This window comes from Imperialibacter sp. (genome assembly GCF_040222815.1).
Classification (GTDB): domain Bacteria; phylum Bacteroidota; class Bacteroidia; order Cytophagales; family Cyclobacteriaceae; genus Imperialibacter.
Genome location: NZ_JAVKCH010000018.1, coordinates 124,826 through 140,486, shown reverse-complemented (window position 1 = coordinate 140,486; position 15,661 = coordinate 124,826). Strand labels below are relative to the sequence as shown.

Genomic DNA, 15,661 nt, shown 5'->3' with positions numbered 1-15,661 from the left:
AGCATGTAATGCACCCTTCTGAGCCTGGCAATGTGCTGAATGACCAACTGACATTGAGGTTTCCGCCCCTTTGCGGCCTCTGCGTGAAACTACGTCCCTTTGGGACCTTTGCGTATTCGTCCTCTGTGTCCTCCCTTGGCGACTCTGCGCCTCTACGAGAAACTTCCCTCCTTTTGCGTCCTCGGCGTGAACCCTCCTCTTCCTTGCCCCCGTCTACCGACGATACACTGGTTGGCGTGCCATCCCCCTTCTCCGGTAGTTGATGTGCCGTACCTGCGGCACTCGCTCCATCGTTGGGGTATTGCCTGTGGTTTTAGACACATTTCATCCCTACGGAACTCCTCCTTTACTCCTCTGCATCGTTTGCGAGAACCTTCCCTTCCTTGGCGTTCCTCCCTTTGCGGCTTTGCGGCTCTGCGTGAAACCTCCTCCTCTGTGTCCTCCCTTTGCGGCTCGGCGCCTCTGCGTGAAACCTCCTCCTCTGCTGTCCTCCCTTTGCGGCTCTGCGCCTCTGCGTGAAACCTTCCTCTTTCTCATCATTTTTTGTACGCCCACACCGAATGTCTACTATATTAGCTAAATGAAACACGCTTTGTACCTACCCTTCCTCCTGCTCCTTGCTGCCTGCGCACCAGGCAACCAGCCAAAAGACTACACCAACAGTAAGCCGTTGGTCACGGCACCATTTGAGAAACTCGATACCCTGGCCACCAACGATTGGTGGAACCGACCCAGCAATCCCATTATTGACCTGAAAGTGCACCGCAGCGAAGTGGTGGCCTTTGGGCTTTACACGGTGTCCAACAATACCCTCAAGCTCTCGGCCCAGCTCTACCCTTTATATCCCGATGAATCACGGGAGGTTCGACTCGAAGTAAAAGAAGTCGGCAGCTGGAAGGAAATCCAAACAGCGAAGGTCAACGACCTGGGCTGGTCGGCACTGTTTCGGGTGACCGATTGGGACAGCACCCTCGACACTCCCTACCGCCTCCTTCACGGCGACTCAGCAACTTTCGAAGGACTCATTCGCAAAGACCCGGTAGATAACAGCAATATTTCTATAGCAGCCCTTTCCTGCAATTCCAACAGAGACCGGGGCGACAGGGCCAACTTTGTGCGCAACATCAACCTCCAGGATCCTGACCTCATGTTTTTCGCTGGCGATCAGTCGTACGACCACACCGAGCACACGGCAGCATGGCTCAAGTTCGGGCAGCAGTTCAAAGAGACCTTTCGCACCAGGCCCTGCATTACCATCCCCGACGACCATGATATTGGACAGGGCAATCTTTGGGGTGAAAATGGCAGGAAGGCTTCCCGGGTGCAAGGTGATGACGGAGGCTACTTTTATCATGATCAATATGTGAAAATGGTGGAGCGGTGCCAAACGGCCCACCTGCCCGACCCGTTCGACCCTACGCCCATAGAGCAGGGTATTGGCGTGTATTACACCAACCTGATGGTTGGCGGGGTTGACTTTGCCATCATCGAAGACCGCAAATTCAAATCGGGTCCGGGTGGAAAAATACCGCAGCAGGGCCCACGCCCCGATCACATCCGCAATCCCGATTATGACCCAGCGTCCATTGATGTGGAAGGCCTGCAATTACTGGGCGACAGGCAGCTTGCCTTCCTTGACCAGTGGGGCGCCGAAAGCCAGGGCGTGATGAAAGCGGTACTTTCGCAAACCGGGTTTTGCGGTGGTGCTCACATCCACGGCGATTCCACCAACCGCCTGCATGCCGACCTCGATTCCAACGGCTGGCCCCAGACCGGCCGCAACAAAGCACTGGAGAAAATCAGGGCTGCCGGTGCAGTGCACATTGCCGGCGACCAGCACCTGGCCACGGTGATCAAACATGGCATCGACGAGTTTGGCGATGGCCCATGGGCATTTGTAGTGCCTGCCATTGTCAACAACTACTACAGCCGCTGGTGGTGGCCTGCTGATGGAAAAGCAGGTGCCCATCCGAATACCGCTACCAACCTACCCTGGACGGGCGACTATCTCGATGGGTTCAATAACAAGATCACCATGTATGCCTATGTCAACCCTGAAAGCCCTTCCAGTGGCTCAGGCTACGGATTGATTCGTTTCAACAAAGAGAACAAAAGTGTCACCTTTGAATGCTGGCCCAGAGAAGCAGATGTAAGCAAGGGCGACGCCGGACAGTTTGAGGGGTGGCCGTTTACAGTGGCCATGGGAGGAGAGTAAGAGGCAAGCCAAGTGACCTATAGCTAGCCACACCATCTGACCGATGACGACCTTCACACCACGAGCAATGACCTTAAGTTAACCTTCACATCAGAACAGCAATGCCAACCTCTTAGAAACAACCTCACTCCCCTTGTAACCAGGCAATTGCCCGGTTGATCGAGGCCTCGCTGCTAGTTGGGCCGTCAGGTTCTATGGGGACACCAAAGACGTTCTTGTTCCGGTCGGCCTGGTAGGCCGTAGTGAGGATCAGCAATGAATCATCGCTGATTTGGTAAGCGGTATTGCTGGTGGATAATCCGCAGGTAGCTTCACCAAAGCTTTTGGTATTTTCCCTACCTATAAAGCTAATCGCCACTATCTCGCCTGAGCTCGCAATGCCATTGTTCAACAGCACCGCTACCTTAGGGTTATCCTTCATCAGCTCGTAAGGTTCGGTCAGCGTTGTCACGGCACTTCCGTTTAAAGTCGAAGCACCTGCTTGATATCCCCACGACTCTTCCGATCCGTCGGGATAAACAAAATAACCAGCGACTCCCTCGCCCAGGATAGGCCCTATCCCAGCTATCATAGGCCACATATTACCTCCACCATTATTTCTCACATCCACAATCCAGCCAATATTATCCTCGCTGTCCTGAGTTTTGATCTGCAACTGTATGGCTCGTGCAAAGGAAAGCGCTGCTCCGTCGGCAGACCCTCCCGAAAAAAAATTCACTTTCACATAGCCTATGTTATCCGGAATAGTGGGCAGCACATTATTTTGCCCTTCGCAGCTAAGCTGCCCAACGAAGATAGTGCCTGCTCCGCCACTTTTTCTATAGCTGCTGTGGTTGTCGCCCAGCAATGTCAATGCCTCCTCAACAGCGATGTAGGTATCTTCTATACTCTTTGCTCCTATAGCCTTAGCAAATACCTTTTCTCTAAAGACTGTCCAGTCTATTTTATCCCTGTTGATTGAGTTGGCTTCCATGATGTCCAAAATCTCAGTCAGGAAACTCTCGGCTTCCGCTGACAATTCGGTAGGGTCGTCGTCTTTGTTGCAGCTGGCAGCAAAGAGCAGGCTTGCGGCCATCATGGCCACGAAAAGGGAGGATCGTTTTGGAAAGTTCATAATATGCAAAGTCAAGTAAGTAGGAAAACGGCTCTATTGAATATTTCTACCAGTGAAATGCTAACGAATAGTGGATCATTTTCTACAGAAAAACACCTTTATAAGAACAATTATCTTAGCTATAACACCTATTTGATACAAATAAAATGCCAGGAAACTGGTCGTTGAGCCAATGGCGTTACCTCCCACGTCGTTCCTAACCGGACTCGCAGTGTGGCTAGGTCTCGCCACTGGCAAGCCCTGTAAGGGCGTAATATCACTGCGAAGGGTGCCAGCCCTTCGCACCGAAGCAGACACGCCAAGGCGATACTTTATATACCGTACCTACGGCACTCGCTCTACTCCACTGCCCTACTTTTGGCGTTACCGCCATGTCGTCCCTAACGGGACTGGTGGTGCTGGAGCGGCTGGCGATCTGCAAGCCCTGAAGGGGCCCGGACGGAGTGTAATATCACTGCGATCGGTGCCAGCCCTTCGCACCATAGCCACGCCCTGGCGTGGTTTCTATATACCGTACCTACGGCACTCGGTCTGTTTCGAAGTTCAATACAATGCCCGGCAATTCTTATGTGGTCGGTGCATCACTTTTCTCCCACCCAACCCCAACAAAAACAGACAGTTGCACCTCAGAGCAAACCCAGAAATTTACTGCAAATACGATTTAGTACTATGCGACATACTTTTTTTGAAATAGTATAAAAAAAACCGCAACCTGTTTGTGAAAACCCTTCATTATCCTGGTGAGCCAATGTTCAATTGTTTTGCTGCCGACTCCGAGCAACAAAAAACGGAGTAAGGTTGATACATCAATTGCAGTTTTTCACAATTTATAGTTCAGCCATGGCCTGGATATAACAGTCTGAAAAAAATCCGGTTTTCGGTTAGTCGCACGAAGCGCCTAATTTAGTAGTGAGTTTAATTCTCAACACTAATCTTTCCTTCAATGAAAGCTTTGTTACTACCTCTTTTCTTTTATCTGGCTCTTATGGTTGAGTTCACTACCCAAAGTGCCTGGGCTGCTTGCCCTGCCAACTACTCCACGAACCAAACGCAAACGGGCTCATGCACCGTTACAGGCAATGTTACGCAAGGTAATATAATAAGCGACCCTACCCTTACTGTCAATGGCACAATGACCATCAACGGCGACCTTATTATAAATGACCACATAGTGGTTAACGGTGACCTAATCGTCAATGGCAACATTATTGTGAATACTGGTACCCTAACAGTTAACTCTACTGGCACAGTTACAATGACAGGCACGTTTTATAATGGGGCCACTATTGTACTAATTCCTACCACTGGCTGGCTAACAAACGACGGAGACGTCGCCGTTGGGGGTGACTTCTACAATAACCCCCTGGGCTCAGTGGCTGGAAGCGGCACGATGTCAGTAACCGGCACTTACTACGAAAACGGCACGAATTTAATGTCGGGTGATTCGGATTGCGCCGACGGATGCTGCGGCACCGGGTGTAGCTCCCCCCTTCCTGTAGAATGGCTTTACACAAAGGTAGAAAAGGGCGACGGCAGGTCGGTTGAGGTAAAATGGGCTACTGCCTCCGAAGTCAACAACGAAGGATTCACAATCGAAAAATCATGCGACAACACGCAGACATTTAAGGAAATAGGCACCGTGAAAGGAAATGGCAACACCGAATCCATCTCCAACTACAGCTTCGTAGATCTAGCTGGCGGAGCTAATGTCTATTTCAGAATCACCCAGACCGATTTCGATGGTACGCAGTCGATAAGCCCCGTAATGCACCACCTCGGCAACCCCGAACCAGGCACAAGTCTGGCCACTGTATATCCCAACCCCTTTAAAGGACATGTAAGCTTGGACTCAGAGCACTCTTCGTTTGATTCAATTTCACTTACGTCGTCCGATGGGCAGGTGGTATTTCAGACTGCCAACCAGACGTCGTCGGTGGTGGAAGATTATCTCAATATGCATCTGGAAAACAACCGATCTGGCGTATATTTTTTACACATGAAGTCGAGAGGCAGTCAGCAAACCATCAGACTGATGAAGAATTAGCCTTCCCTATCAACGGGACATGCGCTAATTAGCAACAAAACAGCATCGCTCATCGTTTTTCAAGGATAATCGCTAAATTCATTTCTCAGAACCGAATTTCCTTTGCGCAACTACTACGAAATACTGGGCGTTCCCGAAGAGGCGGGGCATTACGAGATCAAGGCTGCTTTCAAAAAGCTGGCCATGACCTATCACCCTGACAAGCATGCTGGTGACCCTGCCATGGAGGAGCGCTTCAAGGAGATCAACATGGCCTACCAGGTACTATCCGACCCTATTCAAAAGGCCAACTACGACTACCGGTTCAAGTACAGCGTGCCCACGTATGAATACACTCCTCCCTCCCAAACCTATGAGACCAGGCGACCTCCTTATGCGAGAGGAGGCAAAAAGAGCACGTATTCGTACGAGGAGCTCAAGCGCAACAACAAGGGCACACTGTGGGCTTTCGGCCTCTCACTGGCACTGGCCACGGTCATCATGGCTGCCATGCAAGCTTATGCCTTTTACCAGAACATGAAAATGGAAGCCCTTCTGGATGAGAGAAGGGGTATTTTTGATACGGCAGTAAAAGAAGCAGAGCTTGGCCATGTGGACGAATCGTTGAAAATCCTCTCTCCTTTTGTGACCTTCTATAGAACTGAAGAATATATCAAAGATTTCAAAGAGTCGCTGCTTTCCAAAGTGATTCACGACGGCGACGTATTTTTCGAAGCAAAGGATTACCGCTCTGCACTCGAAAGCTACCTGATTGCTGAACCATACCTGATTTACCAATCCTTTGACTTTAAGCTCAGGATGGCCCAATGCTACAAAGAAACCAACCAATTCAACGCCGCCATCGACACGTACACCAATCTGTTGCAATCGGGATTGCAAAAGCGGCACATCCTGAAGAGCATGGCCGAGATTTACCGGGATAACCTATCGGACTATGAAGCGTCGCTCGACTACTATCATAAAGCAGCAGATGTCGTCATTAATAGTTACATCTCGTCGTTTGGAGAGGCATATATCATATTGATACATAGCGGGAATGTGGGCCGGGAAGATCTTGATATATTTCTGGGTGAAGCAAGGGGCTATCTTCTTGTGGGCAACGTGGAACAAAGCCTGCATGAAACGAAATGGCTCGCCAATGTATGGCCCAAGGCGCAGGAAATCTACCTGCTACGAGCCGACTGCTACCAGACGGTGGGCGATGAAAAGGTGGCCTGCCAATACAAAGACCTGGCAGCGAGAATTGCCCCGTTGCCTGAAGGCGTGGTCGCCTGCCATTGATCAATTCCACTTCTTTCGATTTAAAACACTCGTTTTTACGTTACTTTTAGGGCTGTAACCAAATACAACATGAAGCCCATTTTAAGCACCCTTCTTTTCGCTCTAGGCCCGTTTCTTCTCTTCGGCAGCGACCCCTACCCACTGAACCCGGCTATTGACGTGCAGCACTATGCCTTCCGGCTGCAGCTGTCTGCCGAAACCAACAACATTGCCGGGAAGTCTGTCATTGAGGTTTTGTTAAAAGAGGACATCAAGACTTTTGCACTTGACCTGCAAAATGAAGACGCAAGGGGAGGCATGAAGATTACCCAGCTCGATATTGATGGAAAGACCACCACTTATGCGCATAACAGTAACCGAGTTATCGTCAACGTAGAAGCCAGCAAAGGCGAAACGTTGAGAATGACCATCCAGTATGAGGGTACTCCGCAGGATGGACTTATTATTGACACCAACCTGTTTGGCGAAAAAACCTTCTTTGGCGACAACTGGCCCGACAGGGCGCATCACTGGCTTCCCGTGGTGGATCATCCTTCAGACAAAGCCACCTGCGAGTTTATCGTTGAAGCGCCGATCTATTACACCGTTGTGGCCAACGGGCGACTTAAGGAAGAAACGGTGCTTTCTTACGACACAAAAATCACTCACTGGATAGAGTCGGTGCCCATTTCTACTAAAGTGATGGTATTTGGGGCGGCCACCTTTGCCGTGGATCATGTGGGCTCGGTAGGCGACATCCCCGTATCATCATGGGTGTATCACCAAAACAGAAATGCAGGGTTTTATCGCTATGCTCAGGCTGTGGAGATATTGGCTACTCTCCAGGACATTATTGGCCCATACCCTTTCGAAAAGCTGGCCAATGTGCAGTCCAAAACGAAATTTGGCGGAATGGAAAATGCCGGCAATATCTTTTATAACGAAAAGACGGTCTCGGGTGACCGTGATATTGAAGGCCTGATCGCTCACGAGATAGCCCACCAGTGGTTTGGCAACTCCGCTACCGAAAAGGACTGGCACCATGTTTGGCTCAGCGAAGGGTTTGCGACCTATTTTACTCAAGTGTACAGAGAAACAACCTACGGAAAAGACAGTTTGCAGGCAGGGATGAAGCACATGCTGCCAAAAATTAATGAATACCGCGCAAAATACCCCACCTCGCCGATTGTAGACTCCACCATCGCCGACATCAAAACACTGCTCAGCCCTAATGTTTACCAAAAAGCTGCATGGGTTTTGCACATGCTGCGTAAACAAATCGGGGACGAGGCTTTCTTTCAGGGTGTGCGCACTTACTACGACACTTACAAATTCTCCAATGCACTCACGAGCGATTTTCAGGCCGTGATGGAACAAGCCAGCGGACAGCAGCTTGGCTGGTTCTTTGATCAGTGGATTTTCCAGCCATTGTTGCCCGAGCTTTCCCTGAGCTGGAAGTACCATAAAAAGCTGGGCAAGCTATCTGTTCAGGTGAAAAGCCCGGGACTAAGCAAGTCGGTCAAGTTGCCGCTGGAGCTTGGCATCAAAGGCACTAACGGAGCCATCAGCGAAATTAAAACCATAGAGGTGTCGGGAGAAAGCACAACAGCAGAATGGGAGGTACCCCAAATGCCGGCCGGTATTGTAGCAGACCCAAACACATGGCTGCTGGCTAACATCAAGGTTTCCAACAAATGACAATTAGGGAAGGCACCATAGAGGAGGTTGTGGCGGCTTCACAACACGTTCCTGAGCTAGTGAACCCCTACGAAGAACCGGTCTACCACGAACGCTTTCAAGATAGGCCGCATCTCATACTAGTCGCTGAAGCAGACGGCAAAATTATTGGGTTCAAAGTGGGGTACGACCGATACAAAGACGGCAGCTTCTACTCGTGGATGGGCGGGCTGCTGCCAGCCTACCGAGGCCAGGGTATTTATCAGCAGCTAACCGCCGCAATGGAACAGTGGGCCGCTGAGAAAGGTTATACCCACATGCTGCTCAAAACAAGGAACAAGCTGAAGCCAATGATTCGGTTTTGTCTGTCGCAGGGCTACTATGTAAGTGGTTTTTCTGAGCACACCGATCCTATGGAGTCGAGGATTTATTTTAGGAAGGCACTTGGAGTGAAATCACAAAACGCAAACGCCAAATAACAAATAACAAATAAGCACCAAATAGCAAATTCAAAACTTCAAACGTCATGCGTCGGGTTTTGAAATTGGGATTCAGAATTTGGGATTTGTTTGAGTTTTACTTTTTGGCTGTTGGTATTTCCTAAACCTCATCTACAAAAGTGAAATCACAAAACGCAAACGCCAAATAACAAATAAGCACCAAATGCTAAATTCAAAACGTCAGGCGTCGGGTTTTGAAATTGGGATTCAGAATTTGGGATTTGTTTGAGTTTTGCTTTTTGGCTGTTGGTATTTCCTAAACCTCATCTACAAAAGTGAAATCACAAAATTCAAGCACCAAATAACAAATAAGCACCAATGCCGAAACTCAAAACCTCAAACTACCCGTGTTTCTGTTTTGATTTTGGTGCTTCGGATTTGTTATTTATTTGGGTTTTGCCTTTTGTCTTTTGGAATTTCCACATGACTATCTGTCAAATCAATTAAACTAGTTTGCCTAAATTAGTCTCCGTTACAATAAACTGACACACCATGGCTGGCTACTCAGGCACTCCTCTCGCTAAAAAACTGGGCATCAAAGAAGGAAGCAAAGTGCTTCTCATCAACCGTCCGTCACATTACTTCGAACTATTTGAGGATTTTCCCGACGACGTGCTGGCTCATGAATCGCAAACTGTTGACCTGTATGACATCATCCACTTTTTCACCACCAGCAAAGACGACCTCCACACACAACTGCCGAAGCTAAAGGAAAAAATAGAGCAAAATGGCATGATTTGGGTATCCTGGCCCAAGGGAAAGTCCAAAATACCTAAGAACCTCATCGAAGACGACATCCGCAACTTGATGCTAACCATCGACATGGTGGATGTGAAAGTCTGTGCCGTCGATGAGGACTGGTCGGGCCTCAAAGGCGTTATTCGGGTAGAAAAGAGGAAGGTTTAACGTTTTTTCACCATAATAAATGTTGAGCAACAAAAACTATTTAGCTTAATTGCGCCCTTCTTTCGCTTGCAACTTTCTAAAACAACATGGCTTTCATTAAATGATCCGCAATCTGGTGACAGGAATGGAGCCCAAACACAAAAACTCTCAATGAAAAAGTTGACAATACTGCTGAGTCTGTTCCTGAGCCGAGCAGGCAAGCTTTCCCATTCCTCCAATGTTCTTCATGACAAGACCCTCAAGATGAAGCTATTTAGCATGACTTTTTTAGTCTTTCTATTATTACAATTAAACACTACGGCACAATCTGTTGTCAAAATGGAAAAGAACAATGGTGTTTTTACTCTTCCATGCAAAGTAAATAACCTACCACTGAGATTCATTTTTGACACTGGAGCCTCTGATGTTTCAATCTCGGTAACAGAAGCTGCCTTTATGCTAAAAAATGGATACTTAAATGAGAAAGACTTAATTGGTTCAGAATACTATCAAATCGCAAATGGTGATATAGAGAAAGGAACAAAAATAATTCTAAGAGAGCTCGAAATTGGAGGCATAAAAATCTTCAACGTTGAGGCAAGTGTTACCCATAACATGAATGCTCCGTTACTTTTGGGACAATCTGCGCTAAGCAGACTAGGTAGTATAAATTTCGATTATTCTAATAATACTCTAACGATTGGAAAATCAGCTCTATCCTCATCCACAAAAACGACCAACCCAGCTCAAAGTGAAGCTACCGATGAGTTAATTGCCAATTTGCGATATCGGGCATTTCTCGACCTCAATGTTGTGAAGAATGATAAAGTAAAAGTGAGCATTGAGTTACCTGCTGTGTCAGCATCCGAAATTGAATACCAAATGCCAAAAATAGTACCAGGCACTTACAGCATCTACGACTTTGGCAGGTTCCTTTCCGACTTCAAAGCCTTTGACATCAATGGCAAGGAGCTTTCCGTTGATTCACTTGACCAGAACAGGTGGCTGATCAAAAATGCCGCCTCACTGGCCAAAGTGGAATACTGGGTGGAGGATTCGTATGATACCGAGCAAGGCAACACAGTATTTGAGCCGGCGGGTACCAATATTGAAGAAGGAAAGAACTTCGTCATCAACACTTTCGGGTTCTTTGGCTATCTCAAAGGAATGAAGGATGTGCAGTACGAAGTGAATATCTCCTACCCTGAGGGCTTCTACGGTGCTACCTCTTTGCAGGCTGCCAGGTCAGAAAACAATACTGACACTTACATCGCCGACAACTACTTCAATCTGGCCGATGCACCGATGATGTATTCGGTGCCGGACACCACCACCATCAATGTGGGGGGCGCCGAAATTCTCTTTTCTGTCTACTCACCCAACGGCCTGCTTACTGCTGAGTTTGTAAAAGACAATGTGAACCAGATACTGGAAGCTCAGAAAAACTATTTGGGGGGAACATTGCCCATTAAAAAGTACGCTTACATTATCTATCTTTTTGCAGGGCCATCGCAGTCAGGCGCACTCGGTGCACTGGAGCATTCGTATTCCTCTATGTACAGCCTGCCAGAAGTGAACCCCAAGTACCTTACTCAGCTGATCAAAGATGTATCGGCCCATGAGTTCTTCCATATCATCACGCCATTAAGTATTCACTCCGAAGAAATAGGAAATTTCAATTTTATTGATCCGAAAATGTCGAAGCACCTCTGGATGTACGAAGGCGTAACTGAGTACTTCGCCGGACACGTGCAATTGGCCGAAGGGCTTTTTGGCATCGACGAATACCTCGCCAAGATTGAAGAGAAGGTGGTAAACGCCGCTGGCTATAACGACACGGTGCCCTTCACTGTTATGAGCAAGCTTTGCCTTGACCAATACAAAGATCAGTATGGCAACGTATACGAAAAAGGTGCACTGATAGGGCTTTGTCTGGACATCAGGTTGCGGGAGCTTTCCGGCGGCAAGTACAGCGTTAACCAACTCCTAAAAGACCTGTCAAATGAATACGGCAAAGACAGTTCTTTCAAAGACGATGAGCTGTTCGATAAAATCACTGAGCTTACGTACCCGGAAATCAGGGAGTTTTTCAGCACCTATGTGGAAGGGAACAAGCCTCTGCCATTGAAAGAATACCTGGCCAAAATTGGTGTCAGCTTCACTCCATCTCAGGCAAAAATGGAACCGTCTATGGGAAATATCTCGTTCGGACTAGATCAGGAAAGCGGCCATCTGGTGGTAGCGAAAGCTGATAACCTGAATGCTTTTGGTATCGACATGGGTTATAAGGAAGGAGATCATCTGCTAGAATTTGACGGTATACCACTTACTGTACAGAATTTCCAGGAGGCTGTAATGGCTTACAAAGAAAGCCGCAAAGAGGGTGACAAAATCACAGCATTGGTCCAACGTGAAGTAAAGCCAGGAAAAATCAAGAATGTGAAGCTAAAAGCGAAGGCGATCATGGTAAAAACGCAATCGCCTCCATCCATCGAAATGATGGCAAGTCCTACTCAGCAGCAGCTTGATCTCCTGTATAGCTGGATGAGTAAGTAGGTTAATACCTGATATTACCGCTACATTATTAAAGCCGCTGTGAAAGATCATAGCGGCTCTTTTTTTGTCATTTAGGAGTTCCCTTGCTATTTTAAGGATTCATTTTTTTTAATCAAGCTGCCTAATGTTGAAGCTGCCCTGGCTACTAATGCTTTTCATTTGTACAATTGGCGATGCAGTTGCATCGGATGGCGGTGTCGACAGCCTTAAAACAGTTTTATCAAAGACCACCAACAATAACGCACGAATTGACCTCTTGACGGAGGTCGCCAACCAATTCAGAAACAAGGACGGCGACTCAATGAGGTGGTATGCCGAGCAAGCGCTACTACTCACTGACGCCAACACCCCGCCAATCGCCATAGTGAAAGTGCTCAATCTTATAGGCATTTATCATTTTCAAACATCCGCCTACGACTCCGCCATCTATTACTTTGACCGAGGCATACCCAACGCACAGCTTGCGGGCGACACTGCACAGTTGGCCAGTTTCCTCAACAACATCGGACTTTGCTTCACTTATAAATCGGCCTACGATAAAGCTATTGACTACCATCTGCAAGCATTGGCACTCAGGGAAGCGTCGAACGACCCAAGGGTTAGCTCCTCTTACAACAACCTCGGTATTACCTATGATCGCATGAACGACCTGGCAAATGCTGAAAAGTATCAACTAAAGGCGTTGGAGCTAAAAAGGCAGGAAGGCCAACAACTTCCCCTCGCCAATAGCCTGCTGAACCTGGGTATCATCAAAAGAAAACAAGAGCAGTATAAGGAAGCCATTGCTTACTACGAAGAGTCGCTTGCCATTGCGAGAGAGTTCAACGACGAGAAGAAAATAGCCAATGCCCTGAACAATATTGGCTCTGCTTATGTGTCGTTAAATGACCTAAAGAAGGCTGCAGGATATTTTGAAGAATCCATTGCGCTAAAAAGGAAGATTGCCGACCAACAAGGCCTCGCCCGCACACTTGGGGAGCTGGCAGAGGTTCGGGCCTTTTATGGGGATTTTGCCGAGGCGAGAGCTCTTCTGTTAGAAGCGGAATCAATTGCGGCCACCATTAGCTCCAAAGAAATAGAGCATCTCACCTATGCTAACAGGGCCGACATTGAAGAGATGGCCGGGAACTACAAAGCAGCCCTGGAGTTCGAAAGAAAATCAGCGTCTGTGTGGAGCGAAATGGTAAGCCAGGAAAAAAATGATAGAATAGCCGAATTGGAGGTGGCATTTAGCACTGCCCAAAAAGAAGCGCAAATTGAGCGCCTTTCACTTCAAAGCCAGGTCAACGATGCTAAGGCAGCCAACGAAAGAGCATGGTTTACAGGCACCGTTATTTGCCTATCAATGCTGGTGATTGGCCTCATGATTTATGCCACCATGCAGGGGAAACACCGAAAAGCAGAAATGATTATTCAGGAGCACCAATTTGACGCCTTGCAAAGGCGTTATGTAGACCTGCTGGAAGGCCCCATGGCCTCAGAACTTGCCGTAGACTTTGCCGCCATAAATAACAAACTCGTGGATCCGCTAACCGAACGTGAATTCGAAACATTCACGCTCAGCCTGGCAGGCCAAACAAACCAGGAAATAGCAAATAAGCTATTTGTGTCTATTAATACCGTTAAGTTCCATTTGAGGAATGTGTATGCTAAATTGGGGGTAAGTAACCGAAAAGAAGCTGTTGAGTATGTGGTGTCCAGTTCCTGAGAAAGGTGCCTCTCTATTTGTCGTTGTTTTTTTTATCAGTATTCACTGCCTGGCACAGGGAATCACTATTGATCGTTTGAAAGAAATGGTCAGGGCGGAAGAGTACGAGCAGGTGGTATCCGTTGCAAATCAGTTGCTCGAAAATTCAAAAGACCCGCTTGAAAAAGCCAGGCTCTACCAGCTAAAAGCCGATGCTTTATACTACATTAACAACCTGCCCGAGTCGCTCGAGAACTACCTGCTGGCCATCGAGGCTGCGTCAAAATCAGAAGTAAGCGACCTGCTGCTGATGCTGGAATGCAACTCTCATGCTGGTTTCTGTTACCGGGAGTTGGGCATCTATTCCAAAGCGCTGGACTACTATTTCAAAGCGCTGGACTATGCAGTTTCATTGCAGGATTCTACCGAACTGGCCACTGCCTACTACAACGTGGGGTCTGGCTATCAGTCGCTTGGTGATTTTGCCAATGCTATTGACTATACTAACAAAGCCTACGAAATCGACAGAGTCAAACGAGACACATCGGCCATAGCTTTTGATTTAAAGCAGATGGGTATCCTCAGTGAGGAAAATGGAAACTACAACAGAGCCATCACTCACTACAAGGAATCCATACTGATGCACAAAAAAGGTGGTGGTAATGCCAACTCAGTTGCCGAGCGAATGAACAGTATTGGGTTAGCCTATCAGCAACTAGGCGTGGTCGACAGTGCGCTGTACTATGTACAGCAATCCCTTCAGGCCCACCAGGCACTCAACGACAGCATCAATATAGCTGAGCGCTGGGTGAATCTTGCCTCCATCTACAACCAGCAAAAGAAATACCGTGAGGCACGAAGGTTGGTGGAGCAGGCCATGCATTACTATGAGGGGCTGGAAGAAAGTGAGCACCTGTCTTCTGCGAGGCTAACACTGGCAGAAAACTTTATGTTAACCGGCCAGTTTGCACAAGCAGAGGCCCTGCTGACCGAGAACCTCAACTTTAGTAAAAAAAACCAACTCCTCACTCAGTTGAAAGAGAGTTACCGCTTGCTTGCTGAGGTAAAAGAGTATAAAAGTGAATATATCGAAGCCCTTGATGCATTCAAACAATATAAACTACTGGAAGACTCTACCCTTACCATCTTTAATAGAAATGCCATCTCCGAACTCAACATCAAATATGCAGTGGATGTAAAGGAGCAGGAAAACACCATACTCCGGCTTGAGAATGAGGTGCAACAAAGCGAGATAGCGAGCCAGGAGGTTCGTGAAAGATGGCTCATGTTTTCGCTTGCTATCGTGGTTATTTCATTGTTGTCGATCACACTGGCGCTAATGTCGAGGTACAGGGCAAAGCGCCTGCAACTGGAAGCGGAGGTCAACGAAATGCGCACAAAGATAAAAGTCGTGCTTAACCCGGATACCCAGGCACTGAACATGGAGCTTGATGACATCAACCAAAGACTTGCCCAACCTCTTTCTGAGCGTGAATTTGAAATACTCACCCACGCACTGAGTAACCTCAACAATTCTGAAATCGCCGAGAAAGTATTCGTTTCGGTGAATACAGTGAAGTATCATTTGAAAAATATCTACGAAAAATTAGGCGTCACCAACCGCAAAGAAGCGCTACAGTTCGCATTGAGCACTCCCAAAGAGTAGAATTCAACAATCTAATTATCAGTTAGTTAAAAAAACTACCCACCCGGGTAGGTGCGA

Annotated in this window: 10 protein-coding genes; 9 read left to right on the top strand and 1 reads right to left on the bottom strand. The window is 47.7% G+C overall.

The annotated features are described in order from the left end of the window. Positions 1–580 precede the first annotated feature (580 nt). On the top strand, positions 581–2,215 hold the full coding sequence (locus RIF36_RS07570; protein WP_350129930.1) for an alkaline phosphatase D family protein: 1,635 nt from the start codon (positions 581–583) through the stop codon (positions 2,213–2,215). Positions 2,216–2,339: 124 nt separating this feature from the next. Here RIF36_RS07570 and RIF36_RS07565 read toward each other — a convergent pair whose 3' ends face one another. Then, positions 2,340–3,329: a S41 family peptidase gene (locus RIF36_RS07565; RefSeq protein WP_350129927.1), complete on the bottom strand. Its 990-nt coding sequence runs from the start codon at positions 3,327–3,329 to the stop codon at positions 2,340–2,342. A 943-nt stretch (positions 3,330–4,272) separates the two neighbouring features. Here RIF36_RS07565 and RIF36_RS07560 point away from each other — a divergent pair. The 8 genes from RIF36_RS07560 (at position 4,273) to RIF36_RS07525 (ending at position 15,604) form a co-directional block, all read left to right on the top strand. Next, positions 4,273–5,373, top strand: a complete 1,101-nt coding sequence (locus RIF36_RS07560; protein WP_350129923.1) for a T9SS type A sorting domain-containing protein — start codon at positions 4,273–4,275, stop codon at positions 5,371–5,373. Between the two features lie 102 nt (positions 5,374–5,475). Further along, positions 5,476–6,654, top strand: a complete 1,179-nt coding sequence (locus RIF36_RS07555) for a J domain-containing protein (protein ID WP_350129920.1) — start codon at positions 5,476–5,478, stop codon at positions 6,652–6,654. Between the two features lie 69 nt (positions 6,655–6,723). After that, the gene (locus RIF36_RS07550) at positions 6,724–8,331 is read left to right on the top strand and encodes a M1 family metallopeptidase (protein ID WP_350129917.1); all 1,608 of its coding nucleotides are present in this window, start codon (positions 6,724–6,726) and stop codon (positions 8,329–8,331) included. Continuing rightward, positions 8,328–8,789, top strand: a complete 462-nt coding sequence (locus RIF36_RS07545; protein WP_350129914.1) for a GNAT family N-acetyltransferase — start codon at positions 8,328–8,330, stop codon at positions 8,787–8,789. Before RIF36_RS07550 ends, RIF36_RS07545 begins: the two co-directional genes overlap by 4 nt. A gap of 513 nt (positions 8,790–9,302) precedes the next feature. After that, complete coding sequence (locus RIF36_RS07540) at positions 9,303–9,716, top strand: DUF3052 domain-containing protein (protein WP_350129911.1); 414 nt, start codon at positions 9,303–9,305, stop codon at positions 9,714–9,716. 150 nt (positions 9,717–9,866) lie between these two features. After that, positions 9,867–12,251: a M61 family metallopeptidase gene (locus tag RIF36_RS07535; protein ID WP_350129908.1), complete on the top strand. Its 2,385-nt coding sequence runs from the start codon at positions 9,867–9,869 to the stop codon at positions 12,249–12,251. 124 nt (positions 12,252–12,375) lie between these two features. Further along, a complete protein-coding gene (locus RIF36_RS07530) occupies positions 12,376–13,959 on the top strand; it encodes a tetratricopeptide repeat protein (RefSeq protein ID WP_350129905.1) in 1,584 nt (527 codons plus the stop codon). After that, positions 13,940–15,604 carry a tetratricopeptide repeat protein gene (locus RIF36_RS07525; protein WP_350129902.1) on the top strand — a complete coding sequence of 555 codons (1,665 nt, stop codon included), beginning with the start codon at positions 13,940–13,942 and terminating at the stop codon, positions 15,602–15,604. The genes RIF36_RS07530 and RIF36_RS07525 overlap by 20 nt, the downstream gene beginning before the upstream one ends. Positions 15,605–15,661: the final 57 nt, after the last annotated feature.